The organism is Streptomyces sp. NPDC057099, from assembly GCF_042671245.1.
GTDB lineage: Bacteria > Actinomycetota > Actinomycetes > Streptomycetales > Streptomycetaceae > Streptomyces > Streptomyces purpurascens.
Genome location: NZ_JBHUTX010000010.1, coordinates 39,490 through 62,120 on the forward strand (window position 1 = coordinate 39,490; position 22,631 = coordinate 62,120).

Annotated in this window: 12 protein-coding genes and 1 pseudogene; 8 read left to right on the forward strand and 5 right to left on the reverse strand. The window is 72.9% G+C overall.

Going from position 1 to position 22,631, the window contains the following annotated elements; all coding sequences use genetic code 11:
* The first annotated feature begins 25 nt into the window (after positions 1-25).
* From ACFT4A_RS16145 to ACFT4A_RS16155, 3 genes are all read left to right on the forward strand, one after another.
* Positions 26-376: a MazG-like family protein gene (locus tag ACFT4A_RS16145; protein WP_382830367.1), complete on the forward strand. Its 351-nt coding sequence runs from the start codon at positions 26-28 to the stop codon at positions 374-376.
* Positions 377-513: 137 nt separating this feature from the next.
* Positions 514-1,860, forward strand: a complete 1,347-nt coding sequence (locus tag ACFT4A_RS16150) for an MFS transporter (RefSeq protein ID WP_382830369.1) — start codon at positions 514-516, stop codon at positions 1,858-1,860.
* The gene (locus tag ACFT4A_RS16155) at positions 1,820-12,406 is read left to right on the forward strand and encodes an amino acid adenylation domain-containing protein (RefSeq protein WP_382830371.1); all 10,587 of its coding nucleotides are present in this window, start codon (positions 1,820-1,822) and stop codon (positions 12,404-12,406) included. Before ACFT4A_RS16150 ends, ACFT4A_RS16155 begins: the two co-directional genes overlap by 41 nt.
* A gap of 11 nt (positions 12,407-12,417) precedes the next feature.
* On the opposite strand, the gene ACFT4A_RS16160 is transcribed toward ACFT4A_RS16155, so the two are convergent.
* On the reverse strand, positions 12,418-14,040 hold the full coding sequence (locus ACFT4A_RS16160) for an MFS transporter (RefSeq protein ID WP_382830374.1): 1,623 nt from the start codon (positions 14,038-14,040) through the stop codon (positions 12,418-12,420).
* A 149-nt stretch (positions 14,041-14,189) separates the two neighbouring features.
* Between ACFT4A_RS16160 and ACFT4A_RS16165 the strand changes: the two genes are divergently transcribed.
* Positions 14,190-14,771, forward strand: coding sequence for a TetR/AcrR family transcriptional regulator (locus ACFT4A_RS16165; protein ID WP_382830376.1), 582 nt, complete (start codon positions 14,190-14,192; stop codon positions 14,769-14,771).
* Positions 14,772-14,810: 39 nt separating this feature from the next.
* On the opposite strand, the gene ACFT4A_RS16170 is transcribed toward ACFT4A_RS16165, so the two are convergent.
* A complete protein-coding gene (locus ACFT4A_RS16170; RefSeq protein WP_382830379.1) occupies positions 14,811-15,458 on the reverse strand; it encodes a TetR/AcrR family transcriptional regulator in 648 nt (215 codons plus the stop codon).
* 16 nt (positions 15,459-15,474) lie between these two features.
* Entirely contained in the window at positions 15,475-16,110 is a 636-nt protein-coding gene (locus tag ACFT4A_RS16175; protein WP_382830381.1) for a TetR/AcrR family transcriptional regulator, read from the reverse strand.
* A gap of 137 nt (positions 16,111-16,247) precedes the next feature.
* Between ACFT4A_RS16175 and ACFT4A_RS16180 the strand changes: the two genes are divergently transcribed.
* The 4 genes and pseudogenes from ACFT4A_RS16180 to ACFT4A_RS16195 all read left to right on the forward strand — a co-directional run.
* The gene (locus ACFT4A_RS16180) at positions 16,248-17,366 is read left to right on the forward strand and encodes a VOC family protein (protein WP_382830383.1); all 1,119 of its coding nucleotides are present in this window, start codon (positions 16,248-16,250) and stop codon (positions 17,364-17,366) included.
* 28 nt (positions 17,367-17,394) lie between these two features.
* A complete protein-coding gene (locus tag ACFT4A_RS16185; RefSeq protein ID WP_382830385.1) occupies positions 17,395-18,333 on the forward strand; it encodes a fumarylacetoacetate hydrolase family protein in 939 nt (312 codons plus the stop codon).
* 30 nt (positions 18,334-18,363) lie between these two features.
* Positions 18,364-19,959, forward strand: a complete 1,596-nt coding sequence (locus tag ACFT4A_RS16190) for a bifunctional 3-(3-hydroxy-phenyl)propionate/3-hydroxycinnamic acid hydroxylase (protein ID WP_382830386.1) — start codon at positions 18,364-18,366, stop codon at positions 19,957-19,959.
* A gap of 11 nt (positions 19,960-19,970) precedes the next feature.
* A pseudogene (locus ACFT4A_RS16195) lies at positions 19,971-20,339 on the forward strand (acetoacetate--CoA ligase); the annotation flags it as partial.
* 107 nt (positions 20,340-20,446) lie between these two features.
* Here the strand turns inward: ACFT4A_RS16195 and ACFT4A_RS16200 are convergent.
* The gene (locus ACFT4A_RS16200; protein WP_382830389.1) at positions 20,447-21,544 is read right to left on the reverse strand and encodes a patatin-like phospholipase family protein; all 1,098 of its coding nucleotides are present in this window, start codon (positions 21,542-21,544) and stop codon (positions 20,447-20,449) included.
* Positions 21,541-22,626, reverse strand: a complete 1,086-nt coding sequence (locus ACFT4A_RS16205) for a hypothetical protein (RefSeq protein WP_382830392.1) — start codon at positions 22,624-22,626, stop codon at positions 21,541-21,543. The genes ACFT4A_RS16200 and ACFT4A_RS16205 overlap by 4 nt, the downstream gene beginning before the upstream one ends.
* Between the last annotated feature and the right edge of the window lie 5 nt (positions 22,627-22,631).

Below are 22,631 nucleotides of genomic sequence, written 5' to 3' on the forward strand. Positions count from 1 at the left end.
GACCCTCGTGGCAGGCTGCCGCCCCATGAACGATCAGACATCGCCCGCCCCGGCCTCGCCCGAGCTGTGGGGCACCATCGACACCCTGTGGGAGTGGCTCGAGACCAACCGCCCCGTCGAGGGCCGCGAGGGCGTGCTCCTGCGCATCCTGAAGCTGTCCGAGGAGGTCGGGGAGGTCGCCGAGGCGGTGATCGGCGCGACCGGCCAGAACCCGCGCAAGGGCGTGACCCACGACTGGGACGACGTCCAGTCGGAGCTGTGCGACGTGGCGATCACGGCCCTGATGGCCCTGCGGACCCTGACGCCGGACGCGCGCGAGGTGTTCGCCCGGCATCTGGAGCGGGTGAGGCAGCGGTCGCTCGCCTCGCCGGGCTGAACACCCGAACTCGCCGACGCTGATCACCCGATACTCCACAACACCCCGCCCCCGCCGCTTCGTCGGGCTACGCTGCGAACGAATATGCCGAGCGGCCGAATCCTGGCCCTTGTGGGTTGAGGAGTCTGGTGACGGGGGTGGACTTACGGTTCCGGTCCCTGGTGGTCGCGCACGCCGTGTCGGCCTACGGGACCTACCTGAATCTGATCGCGCTCAGCCTGTTCTCGTACGAGGTCACCGGTAGCGCCCTGGGCGTGGGCGCGGTGATGGCGGTGCGGCTGCTGTCCGGTGTCACGGCAGGTCTCACCGCCGGTGCCGTGACCGCCAGGCTCACGCGCCGGACCGTCATGGTGGCGACGGACCTCGCCCAGACCCTCGCCATGGTGGTGCTCGCGCTCTGGGCGTCGCGCACGCCGCTGTGGGTGCTGCTCGGGGCGGTGGTCGTACTGGGCGCGGGGAACACGTACTTCAACGTCGCCCTGCGCAGCGCGGTTCCGGTCATGGTCGGGCAGGACGACCGCGCCCGGGCGAACGGCGTGCTGGTCACGGCCCGGTCCGTCGCCACGGTGCTGGGCTTCGCGTCGGCCGCGCCGGTCATCTCGCTCGGCGGTTTCGGTGTCGCGTTCGGGGTCAACGCGGCGAGCTTCGCGGTGTCCGCCGCGGCGGTACTGCTGCTCCGGCCCCGTACGGACACCGGCGACGACGGGGCCTCGGGTAGCGACCCGGGCGGTACGGAGGACGACGGGGACGGGTCCGCGCCGAAGCGTGGCGGGCGGCTGCGGCGCCGCATCGCGGGCCTCGCGGGCCCGTTGCTCGCCCTGATCGCGCTGCGCGGGCTCGACGCGCTGGCCTCCGCGTCGCACAACGTCGCCCTGCCGCTGGCGGCGCACGCGGCCGAGCCGTCCGACCCGGCGGTGTTCATGGCCCGGTTCTGGGCGGCGTGGGCGGTGGGCACCCTGCTCGCCCACCAGGTCCTCAAACGCCGCTCGCAGGGGACGTCCTGGGGCGAGCGCGCGTTCGCCGTCGGCACCTGCGCGATGTCGCTGTGCTTCGTGGCCGCGTTCACCGGACCGCCCGCCCCGGCGCTGATCGCGGCGGCCGTGGCGGCCGGGTTCGCGGACGGCTGGACCGAGATCGTCTACACCTCACGCCTCCAGGCGGCCCCCGACCGGCAGCGCGCCCGGCTGTTCGGACTGTCCGCCACCGCCGAGCAGTCCGGGTTCGCCCTGGGCACGATCGCCGCCGCGGCCGCGCTCGAGGCCGTGCCCGCGCTCGCCGTCGTGGGTGTCTTCCACGGGGCGGCGGCGTGCGGGGCGCTGCTTCTGCTGCTGCTCACCTTCCGGCGGCGCGACGCGCGTAGAGACCGGGACCACTCAGACCGATCGTCCACCAGCGGGGAACCGGACCGTTCGTCCACCAGCGGGGAAAAGGGAGAGAACACGCATGGAACGTCTACGGGGGCACGCCCTCTGCCAGGGCCCTGAGCCCGAGCGCACCGAGGCCGATCCGGTCGACGCCGTGCGGGCGCTGCTGAGCGCCGCCCGGTCCGCCTCCGGCGGGGCCGTCGTCACCGTCGCCGCCGACGGCACGACCGCCTCGCGGTCGTATCCCGAACTGCTGGACGCGGCCCGCCGTATGCTCGCCGGCCTGCGGGCCCACGGGCTGCGGCGCGGCGACACGGTGGTGCTGTGCGGGCTGCCGCTCGCCGAGTTCTTCCCCGCCTTCTGGGCCTGTGTGCTGGGCGGCGCCCTGCCGGTGGCCATCGCCGAGCATCCCGCGCCGGGATCCCCGGCCTTCGAACGGCTGCGGGAGGCCTGCGCGTTACTCGACCGGCCCCTGGTCCTGACCGACGCGCCCGGCGCCGCCGCACTCGCCCACGCCACGCCCGCACCGCGTGTCGCCCTCTCCGGGGACTGCCTGAACACGCCGGCCGGGGACGCCGACGACCACCACGTCACGCCGGACCCGTCCGACACCGCCCTGCTGATGCTGTCCTCGGGCAGCACCGGCGTACCGAAGGCGGCGCGGCTGACGCACGCCGGGCTGGCCGACTTCGCGGCGAGCAGCCGGCGGATCCTCGACGTCCGCCCGGACGACACCATGGTGAACTGGCTGCCGGTCGACCACAGCGGCGCCTTCCTGCTGTACCACCTGCTCGCGGTCTTCACCGGCTGCACCAACGTCCACGCGCCCACCGAGCATGTGCTCACCGACCCGCTGCGCTGGCTGGACCTCCTCCACGAACACCGGGCGCGACACAGTTGGGCGCCCACCTTCGCCTACCGGCTGGTCGCGGACGCGCTCGCCGAGCGGCCCGACGGCCACTGGGACCTGGGCGGCCTCAAGTCCCTGGTGTGCGGGGGCGAGCGGGTCGTGCTGCCGGTGCTGCGCCGCTTCCTCGACGCGACGGCCCCGTACGGGGTGCGCGAGGAGCAGATCGCCCCGGCGTGGGGCATGGCCGAGACGGTCACGGCCGTCACCTACGGCCGGCTCGACCGGCCCGGGACCGTGCACCGCCTGCTCAAGAGCAGCGTGGGCGGAGACCTGGTCCCGGCCGGTGCGGACGCCCCGGACGCCGACTGCGTCACCTTCGTCGCCTCCGGCTCGCCCGCGCACGGCGTCACCCTGCGCGTCGTCGACGACCAGGGCGACCTCGCCCCGCCGGGCCGGATCGGGCGGCTCCAGGTCCACTCCCCCGCGCGGCTCACCCCCGGCTACGTCGACAACCCCGAGGCGGACGCCGCGGCCTACCCCGCCGGGCGGGACTGGCTGGACACGGGCGATCTGGCCTTCCTCGACTCCGGCCAGGTCGTCATCACGGGCCGGCGCAAGGACCTGATCATCCTCAACGGCCACAACGTGTACTGCCACGAGGTGGAGGAGACCGCCACCGCCGTCGAGGGCGTCCGGCAGGGCGAGATCGCCGCGTGCGGCATCCCGCATCCGGAGCGGGGCACGGAGGAACTCGCGGTGTTCTTCGTCAGCCGCGGCGCCCCCGAGGACACCCGGATCGTCACGGAGCTGAAGGCGGCGCTGTTCACCCGCCTCAGACTCACCGCCGCGTACGTCCTGCCCGTGCCGGCCCACGAGTTCCCGCGCACGCCTGCGGGCAAGGTGCGCCGCGCGGAACTCCAGCGCAGGCTGATCGACGGCGACTTCGACGGCACGGCTGCCCCGGAGGCCCGGCCGGACGCGGACACCGTGACCCGGGCCGTCCGGGAGGAACTGTCCGCCGTACTGGGCCGCCGCCCGGTCGACGTGGACGTGCCGTTCTACGAACTCGGACTGACCTCCGTACTCCTGGTGCGCCTGCGGAACCGGCTGACGGAACGTCTCGGCATACCGATCGCGCAGACCGCGTTCTTCGAGCATCCGACGGTCACGGCGCTCGCCACGCATCTCGCGAGCGGGCCGGTGGCGACGGCCGGGCCCGAGGCGGTCTTCGACGAGGTCACCTCCCCCGAGCGACGGGTCGCCGTCATCGGACTGGCGCTGCGCTTCCCCGGCGCGCACTCGGCGGAGGGGTTCTGGGCGAACCTGCGGGACGGCGTGGACAGTGTCCGGGTCTTCGGCGAGCCGCAGCTCACGGCCTCCGGCCACGTACCCGTCGCCGGAGTCCTCGACGGCGTCGAGGAGTTCGACACGGACTTCTTCGGGCTGAGCCCCAAGGAGGCCGGGCTCACTCATCCCGCGCACCGGCTGTTCCTGGAGTGCTGCCACCAGGCACTGGAGGACGGCGGCCACGCGGCGACCGCGCCGGGCGTCAGGGTCGGGGTGTTCGCCGGATCGGGCATGAACCTCTACGACCACCAGCAGCCGTCCGCGACGGGCTCGCCGTACGACCCGGCCGACCCGGCCGCCGGAATGCAGACCGCCATCGGCCAGGAGCCCGACTTCCTCGCCACCCGGGTCGCCTACCGGCTCGGTCTCACCGGCCCGGCGATCGGTGTGCAGACGGCCTGTTCCACGTCGCTGGTCGCGGTGCACCTGGCGGTCCAGGCGCTGCTGACCGGGGACACGGACCTGGCACTGGCGGGCGCCGCGGCCGTGCATCTGCCCCAGGAGTCCGGCTATCAGAGCCACCCCGGGTCGATCCTCTCCCCCACCGGACGGTGCCGTGCCTTCGACGCGGAGGCCGACGGCACGGTCGGCGGCAACGGCGTGGCCGCCGTCCTGCTCAAGCGCCTCGACCGGGCGCTGGCCGACGGCGACACCGTGCACGCGGTGATCCTGGGCTCCGCGGTCAACAACGACGGCTCCGCCAAGGTCGGCTTCAGCGCACCCGGAGTCGAGGGGCAGGCCGAGGTCGTACGGCAGGCCCTGCGCAGGGCCGACGTCCCCGCGGGGACGATCTCGTACGTGGAGGCGCACGGCACGGGGACGCGGCTCGGCGACCCGGTGGAACTCACCGCGCTGGCCCGGGTGCTGGGCGAGGACGCGGGGGGCTCGGGCCGTTCCGGCGGTTGCGTCGTCGGCTCGGTGAAGCCGAACATCGGGCACCTCGACAGCTGTGCCGGGATGGCCGGGCTCATCAAGACGGTCCTGATGCTGCGCCACCGCACCCTGGTGCCGACACCGCACCTGAACCGGCCCAACCCGGAACTCCCGCTGGCCGACGGCACGTTGACGCTGGCCACGGAGCTAAGGCCCTGGGCGGTGCCGGACGGTGTGCCCCGCCGGGCCGGGGTCAGCGCACTCGGTGTCGGCGGCACCAACGCCCATGTGGTGCTGGAGGAGGCCCCGCCCGCTCGCCCCCGACCCGCTCTCGAACGTCCCGTCCTGGTCCCCGTGTCGGCCCGCGACACCGAGGCCCTCGCCGAGTTCACGGCCGGGCTCCGCGACCGGCTGCTGGCCCGGCCCGACCTCCCGGCCACCGACGTGGCCGCCACCCTGGCCCTGGGCAGACCGCACCGCCCGGCACGCACCGCCGTGGTCGGCCGCACGGCCGGGGAACTCGCCCGCGCGCTGGAGGAAGACGTCCGCTTCGAGGCCGCACCTCCCGGTCCGGTCGCCTTCGCCTTCCCGGGCCAGGGCAGCGCCCGCCACGGCATGGCGAGCGGCCTCTACGCCACGCACCCGGCCGCACGGGCCACGCTCGACCGGTGCGAGAAGCTCTACGTCGGGGAGTTCGGCGGCAGCCTGCTGGAACCGCTCCTGGCCGCCCCCGGTCACGCCGGACCCTCCGCGGAAGACGACATCTGGCCCACCGAGACCGCGCAGTCCGCCCTCTTCGCCCATCAGGCGGCGCTGGCGGACGCCTGGCGGGCCGCCGGTATACGCCCCGGGCTCCTGCTCGGCCACAGCGTCGGCGAGTACGCCGCCCTGTACGCGGCCGGCGCCCTGAGCCTGGAGGACGGGCTGCGGCTCACCGCCTGGCGCGGGCGCCTCATGCAGGCCCTTTGCCCGGCCGGGGGCATGCTCGCCGTCCGGGCCGACCAGGCCACCGCCCGACGCGTCGCGGACGCCGCCGGTGCGGAACTCGCCGCGGTCAACGGCCCGCACGCCCAGGTGCTCTCGGGGCCGCCGGGGGCCCTGAAGGAGGCGGCACGGCTGTTCGACCTGGACGGCCTGCGGTGGCGTGCGCTGCCGGTCGACCGGGCGTTCCACTCCGCGGACATCGACAGCGCGCTGGACGAGTTCCGGACCCGGGCGCGCGAGGTGACGTACCGGCCGCTGCACACCCCCTTGGTGACCACGGCCGACGGCGAGCCGCGCCCGGCGGGCTGGACGGTCGACGTGGAGTACCTCTGCCGGCAGGCACGGCAGCCGGTCCGCTTCGACCTCGCCATGGACACGGCCGTCGAGCAGGGCTTCCGGGACTTCGTGGAGACCGGCGCCGGGCGGACCCTCACCGGGCTCGGCCGGCACTGCGTCCCCGACAGCCGCTGGCTGAGCGGTCAGGGCGAAGGGGACGGGGCCGCCGAACAGGCCGAGGGGTTCCTGACGGCGCTCGGCTCGCTGTACCGCAGGGGTGCCGACCTGGACTGGCGGACGCTCACCGGCGACGACGGGGGCCGGGTGCCGCTCCCCGGGCATCCCCTGCGCCGGAGCAGGGTGCCGTACCGAACCGGGACACCGGTGTCGGCACCGGAGCGGCCGGAACCGCGCACTGATGAAGTCCTGGACGCGATACGGCAGTTGACGGCGGACAAGCTGGGCCGCCCGACCGCCGACGTCACCCCCGACAGCTCCTTCTTCGAACTCGGCGCCGACTCGCTCTCCCTGATGAGCATGACGACGGAGCTGGAACAGCGCTACGGCGTCCGGGTCCCGGTCCGTGAGGTGTTCGACTCGGCCGACACACCGCGCCGACTGGCCGAACGCGTCGCGCGACTGCGCGGCGACGACGCGCCGGTGGTCGCACCAGTTGTCGCACCGGTGGCCGCGCCGGTGGTGCGGGAGCCCGTGGCCGAGGACCCACCGGCGGCGCCCGCCGCTCCCCAGGAGGCGCCCTCGGACCTCCACGCCCTGTTCGGCCAGCAACTACGGCTGGCGGAGCAACTGGTGGACCAGGTGGGTGGGATGATCTCCCGCCAGTTGGACGTACTCGCGGCAGCGCCCGGCACCATCACGGCACCGACCACTCCGGAACCGGTACCGGCGCCCCTCGCCCCCGAGCCCGCCACCTTCTCAGGGGCCGTCGACTTCAGCCTCTACTTCTTCGGCGACTACCCCCAGCACTCCGACCACGACAAATACGGCCTGATCATGGCCGCCGCCGACTTCGCCGACCAGCACGGCTTCCACGCCCTGTGGTTCCCCGAACGGCACTTCAACTCCTTCGGCGCGCTCTTCCCCAACCCCTCCGTCCTGGCCGCGGCCCTCGCCGCGAGGACCAGCCGGGTCCGGCTGCACGCCGGTTCCGTGGTGCTGCCGCTGCACCATCCCGCCCGGGTCGCCGAGGAGTGGTCGGTCGTCGACAACATCTCCGGCGGCCGGGCGGGCCTGTGCTTCGCGAGCGGCTGGCACGCCACCGACTTCGCTCTCGCCCCGCAGCACTTCGGCCGGCACCGCGAGGTGATGTACGAGCAGCTGGCGGCCGTACGGGACCTGTGGTCGGGGCAGGCGCTGGAGACCACGGCGGGCGACGGCTCCCCGGTGGAGATCCGCCTGCACCCGCGCCCCGTACAGGAACGGCCGCCGATGTACGTGGCCGTCGTCGGGAACCCGGACAGCTACCGCCGGGCGGCCGCCGAGGACCTCGGCGTGGTCACCAATCTGATGACGCAGACGGTGGAGCAGCTGGCCGAGAACATCGCGCTGTACCGGCGCTGTCGTGCCGAGCACGGTCTGGACCCGGCGGCGGGGCGGGTCGTGGTGCTCGTGCACACGTACCTGGAGGACGACGCGGAGCGGGCGCGGGCCGAGGCGTACCGGCCGTTCCTGTCGTATCTGCGGTCTTCCCTCTCCCTCTTCGACCAGGTCACCAACAGTCTCGGCTTCGAGGTGGACCTGGAGAACACCCCGGAGGAGGACGTGGAGTTCCTTCTCGGACGCGCCTACGAGCGCTACTGCGAGTCCCGCGCGCTCATCGGCGACGAGCGCACGGCGGCGGAGACCGTAGCGCGGCTGCTGGCCGCCGGAGCGGACGAGATCGCCTGCTTCGTGGACTTCGGCGTACCGAAGGAGAAGGTGCTGGCTGCGCTGCCGGTGCTGGACCGCCTGCGCCGGGCGACCCCCGCAGTTGAGGCGCGGTCCCTGCCCGAGCCCCGCCGTACGCCGCCCCGCACCCCCCTCACCCCGGCCCAGCGCCGTATCTGGTTCCTGGAGCAACTGCACCCGGGCACCGCCATGTACCACGAGCCCAAGGCGATCCGGCTGGACGGCCCCCTGGACGTAGCGGCGCTGCGCTGGGCGCTGGACCGGGTCGCCGACCGGCACCCGGCGCTGCGCACGGTCTTCGGTGACACGGCCGGTGTCCCGTACCAGGAGATAAGCGACCGTATGCCGCTGGACTGCCCGGTGGAGGACCACACGGGTGCGACGGAGGAGGAGGCCCTGCGGGCGCTGCTCGCGGCAGACCACGGACTCGACCTCGCCTCGGGCCCGCTGGTGGCGGCCCGCCTGCTCCGCCTCGCTCCGGAGCACCACCTGCTCTTCCTCATGGCGCACCACATCGTCTTCGACTCCTCCTCCACGGCCGTCCTGGCCCGCGACCTGGCCGCGTACTACCGCGCCCGGCGGGGCGGGGATTCCGTACCACCGCCTCTGTCCGACCTGCCGACGACCGCCGAGCCGGACCCCGCGTCCCTCGACTTCTGGCGGCAACGACTCGGCGACGCGCCGGAGCTGGCCCTGCCCACCGATCGCCCCCGCCCGCCGGTCAGATCAGGCGCGGGCGCGAGCCTCACCCACGCCCTCGACGCCGAACTGACCGGCGACCTGCGGGCGTTCGCGGCCCGCCACCGCGCCACGCTCTTCATGACGCTGACCGGCGCGATCGGCGCGGTCCTGGGCCGGTTCAGCGGGCAGCGGGACGTGGTGATCGGTACGGCGGTCGCCGCGCGTCCCGCCGGCGCCGAGGACCAGGTGGGCCTGTTCCTCGACACCGTGCCGCTGCGCCTGGACCTCACCGGCGACCCGGACTTCCCGGCCCTGCTGCGCCGGGTCCGCGAGAGCAGCACCTCGGCGTACGAACACAGCGGCGTCCCCTTCGACGAGCTGGTGGGCGCGCTCAACCCGCGTCGCGACCCGGGGCGCAATCCGCTGTTCCAGGTGATGGTGGAGTACGAGAACGAGGGCGAGGCCCCGTTCGACCCGCCGAGTCTGACGGCCACCCTGCTCGATGTGCCGAGCGCCCGTGCCCCGTTCGACCTCAGCGTCTATCTCACCCATCACACGGGCGGCGTCCGGTTCATGGTCGAGTACGACACGGCCCTCTTCGACGAGACCACGGTGCGCCGTTTCGTGGACTACGTCGAGCAGGTGCTGCGCCGCGCCCTGGCCGCCCCCGACGCGCCCCTCCCCGAACTGACCGCCCTCACCGCCGCCGACCACGAGACCCTGGCCCGCTGGGAGCACCCGGCGGGCGTGGACGACGAGTCCTCCCCCGGCACCCTGCACGGCCTGTTCGAGCGACAGGTCCGCCGCACTCCGGAAGCCGTGGCGCTGATCAGCGGGGACCAGCGGCTCTCCTACGCGGATCTGGACGCGGCGGCCGACCGTCTCGCCCGGCAGCTCCGGGCCCGGGGAGCGGCACGCGGGGAACGGGTGGCGGTGCTCCTGCCGCGCGGCCCGCACCTGATCACGGCCCTGCTCGCGGTGCTCAAGAGCGGGGCGGCCTACCTCCCCCTCGACCCGTCCCTGCCCACCCCCCGTCTCGCACTGCTGCTCGCCGACGCCACACCCGCCCTCCTCCTCACCTCCGACACCGCCCTCACCACGCACCCGGAGCTGGCGACCGGACTGCCCGTCCAGCGGATGGACGAGGTGGACGACACACTCCCCACCGGCCCCGTACCGGACAGCGCCCGCCCGGAGGACCCGGCGTACTGCATCCACACCTCGGGCTCGACCGGCCGTCCGAAGGGCGTCGTCGTACCCCACCGGGGCCCGGCGAATCTGATCCGGGGCCAGCTGAGCCGCCACCCGGCCCTGCGCACCCTGCAATGGACGTCACCGGCGTTCGACGTCAGCGTGCAGGAGATCTTCACGACGCTGGCTTCGGGAGCCGCGCTGGTCCTCGTCGACGACGCGGTACGGCACGACCCGGCGGCGGTGGCCGAGGCGGTGCGCCGCCATGAGGTGCAGCGGATGTTCATGCCCTGCACCCCGCTGAAGTACCTGATGGAGACCGCCCCCGAACTGCCTTCCCTGCGCGAGCTGTTCTCGGCCGGCGAGGCGCTCCAGCTCACCCCCGCGTTCCGCCGCTTCCTCGCCACGCACCCGCACTGCGCGCTGTACAACCAGTACGGCCCCACGGAGACCTCGGTCATCGTCACCTCGCACCGCGTCGACCCGGACGGCGAGGAGTGGCCGCCGATCGGCACCCCGGTGCCGGGAGCACGCGTCCTGCTGCTGGACGGCACGGGCCGGCAGGTCCCGGTCGGGGCGGTCGGCGAGATCCATGTGGGCGGGACGCCGGTGGCGTACGGCTACCACGACCGCCCCGCCGAGACCGCCGCGGCGTTCCTCGACGACGGCACGGGCGGGGTGCTGTACCGCACGGGCGACCTGGGCCGTCTGCGGACGGACGGCAGCCTGGACTACCTGGGCCGGGCGGACGACCAGGTCAAGATCCGCGGCTACCGGGTCGAACCCGGCGAGATCCAGGCGGCGTTGACGGCACTCCCGTCCGTCCGGGACGCGGCGGTCCTCACGCGCCGCGACCGCCACGGCGACACGGAACTGGTCGCGTACGTGGTCCCCGCCGACCCGACGGCCGGCCTCGACCCCCTGCGCGCCACACTCGCCGCCGACCTCCCCGACCATCTGGTGCCCCGCCGCTGGGTGTCCCTGGACCGCCTCCCGGTGAACGCCTCGGGCAAGCTGGACCGCGCCGCCCTGCCCGAGCCGGGCGACGGCTCCGGCGAGGCTCCGGCCGCCGTACCGGCCACGGTCCTGGAGAAGACGCTGCACGACCTGTGGTGCGAGGAGCTGGAGGCGGACCCGGTCCCGGTCACCACGTCGTTCTTCGAACTCGGCGGCCACTCCCTGAGCGCGATCAGGCTGCTGAACCGCATGCGGGACGAGGCCGGCGTCGACCTCACGATGGCCGACTTCTTCCTGGATCCGACCATCCGGGGCATCGCGACCCGTCCCCGTGTCGTGGACACCGCACCGATGCCGTCCACCCTGCGCCGACTGTGGCGCCGCCACCACGCGCTCACCGACCCGAGCGTCTACAACATCGCCCACCGCATGGACCTGCGCGGCGATGTGGACCCCGGCGCCCTGCACCAGGCCCTCACGGACCTGGTGGCCCGCCATCACGCCCTGCGCAGCCGCTCCGTCCGGCGGCAGGACGGGCAGTACGAGGTCGAAGTCCTGGCGGAGATCCCCGTCCCGCTGCCGGTCACCGACCTCACGGGGGCGTCTGCGGACGCGGTGGACCACTGGTGCGACGAGCAGATGTCCACCCCCTTCGCGATGGACCGGGCCCCGCTGCACCGCTTCCGTCTGGCGAGGCTCACCCCGGACCACTGGATCCTGGTGACGGTCTTCCACCACGCGGTCTGCGACGGCTGGTCCCTGGGCATCGTCCGACGCGACCTGGCGGAGCTGTACAACGCGCGACGGGCGGGAAGAACTCATCAACTGCAAGATGAGATAAGGCAGTTCACCGACTACGCCCGATCGGAACACGCCCTGCCGGACGACCGCAGGACAGCCCTGGAACGCTTCTGGCGCACGGAACTCGAAGGCGTCCCCCTGCGCCCGTCCCTCCCCTACGACCATCCGCACCCCGGCACGCTGTCCGGCCGGGGCGCCCTGCACACCTGGGTCATCGACGACGACACCCCCGCCCTCCTGGCCGACACGGCGACCCGCCTGGGCACCACCACCTACACGGTCCTGGCGGCCCTGTTCGCCAGGTGGCTGGGCGACCTGTGCGGCGAGGGGAACGACATCGTCCTGGCGGCGTCCAGTGCGAACCGCGTCCGGCGCGACCGCTCGGAGATCGTGGGCCTCCTGGGTGACGCCGTACTGCTGCGCGCCCGGCTGGGCGAGGCCGAGACCTTCGACGACCTGGTCGCGCGACTCGGCGCCTCCCTCTTCACGGCCCTCGACCATCAGGAACTCCCCCTGACGGATGTGGTGTCCCTGGTGTCACCGGACCTGAAGGGCGCCCTGTTCCCGACGGTCCTGTTCACGGTGATCACCACGGAGCCACCGGCCCTGGACCTCCAGGGCGTCTCGACCGCCGTACACGCCCTCCCCGTCCGGGGCGTGGCCCGCAACGAGCTGTACGTGGTGATCGCGCCCGAAGGCGACCGCATCACGGTCACCTTCGAGTACTCGACGGACCTGTTCACCAGGGAGACCGTCGAGGGGTGGGCCAGGTCCTTCACCGGGTTCCTGCGGGGGTAGGCCGGGCGGCGTTACCGCTGGGCCGACTCCGCGTACTCCTCGTCCCGGTCCGCTTCTGCCGCCGGGTCGTCGTCGCCGGGCTCGACCGTGGCCTTGCGGCCGGGCAGCACGGCGATGACGATCATGGTTCCGGCGGCCATGATGACGGCGCCGACGAGGCTGGTCTGGGCGATGGCGTGGGCGAAGGACTCGTGGACCGCGTCGACGAGGGCCTGGGCCTGCCGGGCGCCGCCGTCGGGGGTCTTCGCGACCTGCTCGGCGACCGCGAGGCCGCCGCCCACCGAGTCCTGGGCGGTGTCCATCGCGGTGGCCGGGAGGTGCCCGCCGACCAGGTCGGTCAGCTTGTCCTTGTAGGAGGTGGCGAGGAGCGAGCCGAGGACGGCGATGCCGAGGGCGCCGCCGAGTTCCAGGGCGGTGTCGTTGGCGCCGCCGCCGACGCCCAGTTCCGACTCGGGGAAGGAGCCCATGATGGTGTCGGTGGCCGGGGACAGGCTCAGGCCGATCGCGAAGCCGAGCAGCAGCAGCGGCGCCAGGAAGTCGGTGTAGGTGGAGCCCGACTCGATCTGCGTGAGCAGCAGGACGCCCACCGTGCCTAGCGCCATACCGGTCCCGACCACCAGCTTCACGCCCAGCTTCGGGGCCAGCCGGCCGGTCACCGCGGCACCGGCGAAGACGGCTCCGGCCAGCGGCAGCAGCCGTACGCCGGTCTCCAGCGCGCTGTAGCCGAGGACGAACTGCAGGAACTGGGTCGCGTAGTAGATCGAGCCGAAGGTGCCGAAGAAGAAGAACAGCACCGCGAGCATCGACCCGCTGAAGGGGCGCTCCCTGAACTTGCGCACGTCCAGCATGGGGTTGGGGTGGCGCAGCTCCCAGGCGACGAAGGCGAGCAGGCCGACACCGGCGGCCACGGCCGCGGTGATCGGGCCGGTGCCCCAGCCGAAGTGCGGGCCCTCGATGGCCGCGTAGACCAGCGAGCCGATGGAGACGATGGAGAGCAGCCCGCCGACGTAGTCGATGGCACCCATCCGCTCGGCCTTGGACGCCGGCACCAGAAGGAACGCGCCGACGACGCCGAGGACCGCGATGGGGACGTTGATCAGGAAGGTGGAGCCCCAGGCGTGGCTCTCCAGCAGCCAGCCCGCGGCGAGCGGACCGGCGGCGATGGCGAGGCCCGAGGTGGCGCTCCAGGCCGTGATGGCCTTGGCCCGCTCACCCCTCGGGAAGATCGCGACCAGCAGGGACAGGGTGGCCGGCATGACGACGGCGGCGCCTATGCCCATGATCGCGCGGGCCGTGATGACCAGGGTGGTCTCGTCGACCATGCCGCCCATCACCGAGCCGCCCGCGAAGATCAGCAGACCGAGGACCAGCGCCCCGCGACGGCTGTACTTGTCGCCGATCGCGCCCAGGACGAGCATCAGCGCGGCGTACGGGACGGTGTAGCCGTCGACGACCCACTGCAGGTCGCTGCTGGTCAGCCCCAGGTCCTTCGTCATGTCCGGCGCCGCCACGATCAGCGACGTGTTCGCCATGACGACGATCAGCAGGCTCAGGCAGAGCACCAGCAGGGCCCACCAGCGCCGTGGATAGGGGGCTGTCGTCTTCTCGGCGGGCGTGTCGGCAAGCAGCGGCATCGAAGGCTCCTCGGGGGCGAAGCGGCGGGCAATGCGACGGGGCAGTTATTTGCCCAACGATGTGCAGACTAGTTTATTGCCCACCGGTGTGCAAATATCGAGTCGCCCGTCGAGCCGCCCTCCCTCGTCGCCCGGAGGTCAGATCCGCCATGACCCGCCCACGCCGCCCGGCACGCCCCACCAGGGCCCGCATCCTGGAAGCGGCGAGACGGGAACTGGGCCGCGACCCCGACAGCAGCCTCACGGACATCGCCGAGGCCGCCGGGGTGGTGCGCCGCACGGTCTACGGCCACTTCGCGGGCCGGTCCGCACTGGTGGAGGGCCTCGCCACTGAGGCCGCGGAGGCACTGCGCGGCGCCCTGGCGGCGACCCCCGGCCCCCCTGACGACGCCGCCACCGCCCTACGGCACTTCGTCCTGGCCCTCTGGCCGGTCGGCGACCGCTATCGCATCCTGCTGAGACTCGCGCCGCAGGACCTGGGCGCGGCACGGGTCGACGAAATCCTCGCCCCCGCACGTGACATGGCGACGGCGATCATCGAACGCGGACAGCGACAGGGCGTCTTCCGCACGGCCATCCCACCGGCCCCGCTCGCCAGAGCACTGGAGAAACTCCTCCTCGCCCTCCTGGACTGCGTGAACGCCGGCGCCTGGAGCGACGACGGGACGCGCAGCGCGAGGGCGGCGCTGATCGCGGTGGGAGCGGACACCACCATGCGGCCCCCGGGATGAACTCACACGCAGGTCAGCGGCTCACCAGTGCCGCCGCGATCAGCTGTCGGACGCGTCGCCGTCCCGCATCTCCGATGCCACATCCCGGACGATCGCCGTGGCCGCCTCGTCCGACACTCCCGCGGCGACCAGCGAGGCCACCGCCGTCCGGGTCCCGTCGTCCTCCCACGCACCCGTATTGACGCTCTCCAGGAGGGAGAGGGTGACGGCCTCCAGCGCCGCGCTCAGCACCGCCGCCGGCAGATGGTCGTGGAACACGCCCGCGCGCTGCCCGCGCTCCAGGATCGCGGTGGCCTCGTCACGGGCCGGGGCGAGGGTCTCGGACACCCGTTGCGTGCCCAGATCCTGGCGGGCGAGCGCGAGGAGCAGCCGGTAGCGGTCGCCGACGGGCCAGATCGACAGGACGAACCGGGCCAGGGCCCGCTCCGGCGCCTCCTCGGCGTCGGGGACTCCGGCCGCGATGCCGCGCAGGGTCTCGGACGCCTCCTCGGCGAGCGCCTCCAGCAGGGCCGCGCGCCCCGGGAAGTGCCCGAAGAGCGTACGGCGGACCACCCCGGCGGCCCGGGCGATCTCCTCCAGGGTCACATCGGGGTTCCGGCCGAGTTCCTGCCGGGCGGTGGCGAGGATACGGGCCCGGTTGGAACGGGAGTTGCGGCGCAGCGGTTCGCGGACGACGGGTTTGGTCATGGCGCTCAAGCCCCTGTCAGTCGAGGTCGGGCAGGGGGCGGCGGGCGACGTCACGGGCGTCCTCGGGCGGCACTCCCAGCATGCGCAGCAGCATCTCGGCGAGGTTGGACGCGGCCTCGTCGCCGTCGAGCTCCGGCCGGGCGAACCGCAGCTCGACCAGCGCCAGCAGCGAGCCGCCCAGGGCGGTCACGGCGACGGTGGGATCGGCGATGGTGAACCGGCCGGAGGCGATACCGGCCTCCAGATCACGCACCGCGCGCGGTGCCAGGCCCGCTTCCGAGTGGATGTACCCGAGGCCGCGATGGCGCAGCACCTGCATCAGCTCGGGCCGGGAGTCGGCCAGACGCGCACTGAGGCGGAAACCGGTCGCGACGAGTTCCGCCGGGTCGCCGACATCCCGCAGATGCTCGTCGAAGGCCTGGCCCAGCTCTTCGAGGGCGTCCCGCACCGCCGCGTCGAACAGCTCCGTCTTCGACTCGAAGTGGTTGTAGAAGGAGCCGAAGCCGACGTCCGCGCGCTCCGCGATCAGCTGGATGCTCGCGCTGGTGTCCCCGGTCTCGGCGAGGATCTGCCGCGCCGCGCGGACGAGTGCCTGACGGGTCTCGGCACGGCGCCGTTCGAAGCGGTTGCGGGGCGGGGCTGACGACGGCATGCGCGCGAGTCTAACAACCCGACTCAGGGCGTCACAGTTCTGACGAAATCCTCAGCCTGCACTGGGAGCAGGTATTGACGATCGAAGAGTCAATGCTGATGATTTCATCACTACGGAAAGGTTGGTGGGAGGACGTCATGTCCAAGACGGCTCATCAGGACCTCCACAGCGACCAGGGCGCCCTGCGCGGCGAACCCCCCGGTCGCTCCCGGAACCCGGTGATCAAGGTGGCCGACCTGGCCTGGCTGGAGTTCGAGAAGCCGGACCTGGACCGCGCCGAGGTCTTCGCCCGGGACTTCGGCTTCGCCATCGCCGCCCGCACCGAGCGGGAACTGTGGCTGCGCGGCACCTTCGCGGGCTCACCGTGCATGGTGATCCGGCGCGGCCGTACGTCCCGCTTCATCGGCCCGGCCTTCCGCGCGGCGGAGCGGCCCGACCTGGACCGGCTGGCCCGGGCGACGGGCACGGCCGTACGGGACACCGATGTGCCGGGCGGCGGAAAGGCAGTCGACCTGCTCGACCCCTCGGGCTTCCCCGTACGCGTGGCGTACTGCGGCGAGGACCTGCCGCCGCTGCCCGAACAACGGCCGCTCCTCCTCAACACCGGCACCGAGCACTGCCGTACGAACGCCACTCAACGGCCCCCACGCGAACCGTCCCGCATCCAGCGGCTGGGCCATGTCGTCCTGGAGACCCGCGTGTTCACCCGGTCCCTGAACTGGTACCTGGACACGCTCGGCATGATCGTGTCCGACTTCCTCTTCCTGGACGGGCAGCGCGACCGCGGCCCGACCATGGCGTTCATCCGCTGCGACCAGGGCGGCCTGGCCGTGGACCACCACACGCTGGCCATGCATCTGGGGCCGGGCACGGGTTACGTCCACTCCGCCTACCAGGTGACCGACCTGGACTCGATCGCCGCCGGCGGCGAGTACCTGGCCGAGCGCGGCTACCGGCGCAGCTGGGGCATCGGCCGGCACATCCAGGGCAGCCAGCTCTTCGACTACTGGCGCGACCCCGACCGCCTCATGCTGGAGCACTACGCCGACGGCGACCTGTTCTCCTGCGACGTCGAGCCCGGCTGGGCGCCCATGTCGACGAGCGGCCTGGCCCAGTGGGGCCCGCCGGCCACCCGCGACTTCCTCGGCGCGAGCCCCTCCCCGCAACGGGTCCGCGATGTCGTCCAGGCCCTGCGGGGCGACAACGAACTGGACCCGGCACGACTGCTGGGCCTGCTGAAGGCCGCGAACTCCTGACCATCTCTCCCGTGAAAAGGCAACCGACATGAGCACCAACGTCCTGCGCACCGCCGACGGCTGGTGGGTCGCCCTCGGCGACCGCGCCGTCCCCGTCGACACCAAGGCCGTCACCACGGCCGAACTGCTGACCGACCGAACCGCCGTACGCGAGGCGTCTCTGTCCGGCGAGGCGGGCACACCGGTCGCCGACCTGGTACCCCTCTCCCCCCTCACCACCCCCTGCCGGGTGGTCGCCCAGATGGTCAACTACCGCAGCCACGCCCGCGATTCGGGCTTCACCGGCGACATCCCGCCCGCCTTCTTCCGCAAGGCGTCCGGCTCGCTCAGCGGCCCGCAGGACACCATCGTCCGGCCGCCGCACGTGCGGCTCCTCGACTACGAGATCGAACTGGGCCTGGTCATGGGCGCGCCGCTGAGCGTCGGCACCGTCGTAGAGGAAGGCGATCTGCCGTCGTACGTCGCCGGGCTGGTGATCACCAACGACGTCAGCGCTCGGGACGTACAGCTGACCAGGACGCAGTTCTACGAGAGCAAGTCGTACCCCACCTTCACACCGACCGGCCCCGTCCTCTGCCTGCTGGAGCCGGACGACTTCGCCCATCTCCCCGACCTGCGGCTGAGGTTGTCGGTCAACGGCGAGCCACGCCAGGACCGCACCCTCGCTGACATGATCGTCCGTCCGGCCCGGGCGCTCACCCTGCTGGCCCGGTTCCAGACCCTCGACCCCGGCGACCTGCTGCTGACCGGCACACCCGGCGGCACCGCCCTCAAGGCCCCACCGAAGCCGGTCGAGAAGATCGCCGCGCTACTGCCGCCCGCGATGAAGTGGAGGGCGTTCTTCAAGGGCCAGGCGAAGAACCCCCGCTACCTGCGCCACGGCGATGTGGTGACGGCGACCATCGCCACCCCGGACGGGCGCATGGACCTCGGGGAGCAGCGCACGCCCGTGTCCCACGCGGAATGACCGCGCGACCTGAGACCTGGTGAGCCGCACATGACCACCGAGCACCTCGAGCAGATCGAGCACACCTCGGCCGACGTACCCGTGGTGATCGTCGGCGCCGGACCCGTGGGCGTGACCGCCGCCCTCCTCCTGGCCCGGCGCGGCGTACGAACCGTCGTCCTCGAACGCCACCACGACGTCTACCCCCTGCCGCGCGCCGTCGCCGCCGACGACGAGGTCCGCCGCATCCTCCAGGCCGCTGGTGTGGAGGCAGAGTTCGCCGCGATCGCCCGCCCCGCACGCGGGCTACGGCTGCTGGACGCCCGGCACCGGGTGCTGGCCGAGTTCCCGCGCGCCGCGCAGGGAGCCAACGGCTTCCCGCAGACCAGCATGTTCGACCAGCCGGAGCTGGAGCGGGTGCTGCGCGAGGCCCTGGCGCGCACGCCGGAGTGCGAGCTGCGCGGCGGGGTGGAGGTCTTCGGTGTGGAGCAGGACGAGGACGGTCCGGTGCGCGTGACGTACCGAGACGACACGGGCGAACACGTACTGCGGACGAACGCCGTCCTGGGCTGCGACGGCGCCAACAGCCTCACGCGCGAGGCCATCGGCGCCGGCTGGGAGGACCTGCGCTTCGAGGAGCGCTGGACCGTCGTAGACGTCCGCACGAGCCTCCCGGTCCGCTGCTGGGAGGGCGTGGAACAGATCTGTGATCCACGGCGCCCGGCGACGTTCATGCGCATCGGCGAGGATCGCTACCGCTGGGAGTTCCGCCTTCGGGACGACACGGAACCAACTCGGGAGCGGCTGCGAGAACTGGTCGCCCCATGGGTGGACTTGGCGCACGCCGCCGACTTCGAGGTGCTGCGCCAGGCGAGGTACACCTTCCGGGCACGGATCGCCGACCGCTGGCGCCGAGGCCGGGTCTTCCTCCTGGGCGACGCGGCCCACCTCACCCCGCCGTTCATCGGGCAGGGTTTGTGCGCGGGCCTGCGGGACGCGCACAACCTGGCCTGGAAGCTCGCCGCCGTCCTCCGGCGGGGCGCGGACGAGCGCTTGCTGCACACGTACGAGAGCGAACGCAAGCCGCACGCCCGCCACATGATCCGCCTCGCGGTCGCCATGGGCTGGGCGATGACCGGCGGCCAGGACGGCGCCGCCGCTCTCCGGCGCGGTGCCCTGAACGCGGCCGTTCGCATCCCCGGGCTGGGTACGGCCGCCGCCCGCGACCTCGGTCCGGCCCTGACCGCGGGCCCGTTGGTCTGCCGCCGGGCCCACGGGGCGGGCCGCCGTCTGGTGGGCCGCTTCTGCCCGCAACCGTGGGTGACGGCCGGTCCCCAGGGACACCGCACCCGCATGGACGACCTGCTGGGCGACTCCTTGGCGGTCCTGACGGCCGGGCCACCCTCCCCCTCCCTCCGCGCGATCGCCGACGCCCTCGGCGCCCGGACCGTCCTCGTGACCGGCCTCGGCGACGACGGCCGGCTCGCGGCCTGGCTGCGCGCCGGGCGGGCGGACGCCGTACTCCTGCGGCCGGACCGGGTCGTGATGGACGTGGTCCCGCGCGGCGCCCACGCGTTCACGGCCATGGCGTCCTGGGCGCCCCTGCTGCACACCGCACGCACACCACCACTGCCCGAAGCCTGTTGAGGAGCACCAAGATGAAGTACCCGGAGCCGTTCTTCACCCCCCCCGATCCGGAGGCCGCGGCGGCCAGCCGCATCGTGGACTTCACCCGCTGGGCGGCCGGCACCGGGGCGTGGCGGCCGACGCCGACTACGCCGCCCTGCACCGCTGGTCGGTCACCGACCTGGAAGGCTTCTGGCGCGCGGGAGACCATGCCGGGCGCCCGCTGGTTCCCAGGGGCCACCCTCAACTACACCCACCACGCCCTGCGCAACCTCACCGACGACGACGTGGCGATCATCGCCCTCGACGAGACCGGCCCGGGATACGAGGTGACCGTGCAGCGGCTCCGCGCCCACGTCGCTCCAGGGGGCGCCCGCCGAGCAGGTGGTCAACCGGGCGACGGTGGATGCTCCCGAGCTCGTGGACTATTACGCCCGGCTGGGAGCGGAACGCCGCGGGCGGAGGATCAGTGGGGCATGAGAACGGCACAGTCCATCAGCGCCGTCGTTCAGTCCGTTCCGGTAGCGGACTCCAACCTGGCGACGGCGTCCAGCATCGACTGCTCGGCGGTACGTGTCCCCCACACCGCGGAGACCTGCGCACCCAGTGCCTCCAGAATGCTCGTGGCGTCCCGGTTGCCCAGCTCTCGCAGGCTGTGCAGCCGGGACGGGGAGAAGTCGACGAGGGCGGTCGTCCCACCGAGCGGGCCGGGCATCTGCAAGGGCCGGCTCGGCCGGATCTCGATGACGCCGATGCCGGGGAAATCGTGGGCGTCCCACAGCACGCCGTCGGTCAGGTGGACCACGATCACGATGTCGCACTGTTCACGATGGGCGAGCGCTCCTACCGGAGTGTTGTCCGCGATGCCGCCGTCCCTGAAGAGCCGCCCGTCCACCCGTCGTGCGGGCAGGATCACAGGGAGCGCGGCACTTGCCAGCACGGCCGGCTGACGTTCCTCCGGCGGCAGCGCGTTGACGTGCAGCCATTCCGCGCGTGTGCCGAGTCTGGAGCGGAGGACGTCGAGGACCCAGCCCCAGTCGTGAAGTACGTCGAGCTCCTCCAGGGCAGGGAAGGCGGATACCCACAACGGCGTTCCGCCGTCCAGGCGGCCGGGGTCGACATGGGTGGCGACGAGCCCTTCCAGGTACGTGGGGCGGACGACCTGCCCGGTCAACCGCGGGAGCAGCAGCCTGAGCTGTTCCGAGGTCGTTTCCTCGACAGGCACGCCGAGACTGTCGGCGACCCCGCCGCGCCGTTCCGGTACCGCGCTGTATGCCGCCACCTCGTCCCAGATCGCGCGCAGGGCCACCGCTCCCTGTTCCAGGTCCCCGGCGCAGGCGAGCACCGCCCCGTTCAGCGCGCCGATGCTGGCGCCCGCGACGGCGTCGATGTGCACACCGGCCGACGCCAGGCACTCCACGACGCCGACGTGATAGGCGCCCTTGGCGCCGCCACCGGACAGAACCAGACCGACTCTGGGCTTGATGGCACCGGACACGGGAGGCGCCGGAGGGAGCTGCTCGACCCTCCTGGGCTCAGGACCGGCGCCCGTCCGGCCCGCCGCCGTACTCCGTGCTGCGGCCGCGAGATCGTCGAGACCGGTCATGGCAGAAGCCCTCCGGCCGGGGCTGCGTCCGGTCCTTCGAGGTGCCCTCCCCCGGGCTCGCCGCGCTGTTCTCCGGTCGGGGTGAACCGCCGACGCAGCGTGCGGGACGCGGCGGTCTGCTCGGCCACGACGTGCTCGACGAAGCGTCGTGCACTGCTGGTACGGGGGGTCCACATCCCGTGGCGCCGCTGCACGAGCGCCAACGCCGTCTTCGCGGGGGCGGCCGGCCTCGCCCCCTGAGGCAGGGCCCACAGCTCCACGGCACTGCCGATGACGGAAACCAGCGCCCCGGTGGGTGCGACCAGGGAGGTCTCCAGACCGCTGCCCAGCAGCTCCGCCACCAACTGGCGCTCACTCCCCACCAGCGAGCCGCATGCCTGGTCGAGGAGGTCGGTGACGACGAACCTCCCCTGCGGGGAATCCCGGCGCGGCGTGGTCATGATCTTGTTGACCAGTCGCTCGTCGAAGGTCTTGTCGCCGGTCCGATGGCCGTAGAGTCCAGCCGGACCGTTGGCGACCTCCGCGGCCAGGAGCACCACCTGGAGAGGCCACGGGAACGTGGCGTACGTCTGCCCGGAGGCCCAGCGTCCAGTGGACAGGGCGAAGCCGTCGTCGGCTCTGAGGCGCAACTCCGTCAAGGCCTGCCGGTGCTCCAGCGCCGACACCCGGTCCTCGATCCGCGTGAACCGCTCCTCGCACACCTCGGCCACCCGTGCCACGACCTCGGCGAGTTCGGTGAGCCGTGCCGACAACCGCGCGGTGTCCGACTCCGAGCGGCGCCGCGTCTCCCCGAGGCAGTTCGCGACCCGGCGCAGGGCCAGGTCCGAGACCTGCACATGCCCCGACAGCTCCGTCACCCAGCCGATCAGGGCTTGCTGGCCGTCGATGAGGGCACGCGTGGTGAGCAGCTCGCGGCGACGTTCCTTCCCCACGATCCCGGCGAGCAGGCCGCGGATCACCCCCTGCTCCTGCCGGAAACGGGTGAAGTCATCGGCGACCACCACGCTGTTGGCGAGTTCCAGCATCACCCGGTCGGGCACGAGGGGGACGTCCCGGGCGAGTTGGTACAGGTCCTCGGACACGGCGG

What these genes read in the sequence shown, in the direction of transcription:
- ACFT4A_RS16170 (WP_382830379.1), bottom strand. Translation starts at nt 15,458, where the DNA reads ATGACCAAACCCGTCGTCCGCGAACCGCTGCGCCGCAACTCCCGTTCC.
- ACFT4A_RS16155 (WP_382830371.1), top strand. Translation starts at nt 1,820, where the DNA reads ATGGAACGTCTACGGGGGCACGCCCTCTGCCAGGGCCCTGAGCCCGAG.
- ACFT4A_RS16190 (WP_382830386.1), top strand. Translation starts at nt 18,364, where the DNA reads ATGACCACCGAGCACCTCGAGCAGATCGAGCACACCTCGGCCGACGTA.
- ACFT4A_RS16165 (WP_382830376.1), top strand. Translation starts at nt 14,190, where the DNA reads ATGACCCGCCCACGCCGCCCGGCACGCCCCACCAGGGCCCGCATCCTG.
- ACFT4A_RS16200 (WP_382830389.1), bottom strand. Translation starts at nt 21,544, where the DNA reads ATGACCGGTCTCGACGATCTCGCGGCCGCAGCACGGAGTACGGCGGCG.
- ACFT4A_RS16160 (WP_382830374.1), bottom strand. Translation starts at nt 14,040, where the DNA reads ATGCCGCTGCTTGCCGACACGCCCGCCGAGAAGACGACAGCCCCCTAT.
- ACFT4A_RS16175 (WP_382830381.1), bottom strand. Translation starts at nt 16,110, where the DNA reads ATGCCGTCGTCAGCCCCGCCCCGCAACCGCTTCGAACGGCGCCGTGCC.
- ACFT4A_RS16145 (WP_382830367.1), top strand. Translation starts at nt 26, where the DNA reads ATGAACGATCAGACATCGCCCGCCCCGGCCTCGCCCGAGCTGTGGGGC.
- ACFT4A_RS16180 (WP_382830383.1), top strand. Translation starts at nt 16,248, where the DNA reads ATGTCCAAGACGGCTCATCAGGACCTCCACAGCGACCAGGGCGCCCTG.
- ACFT4A_RS16185 (WP_382830385.1), top strand. Translation starts at nt 17,395, where the DNA reads ATGAGCACCAACGTCCTGCGCACCGCCGACGGCTGGTGGGTCGCCCTC.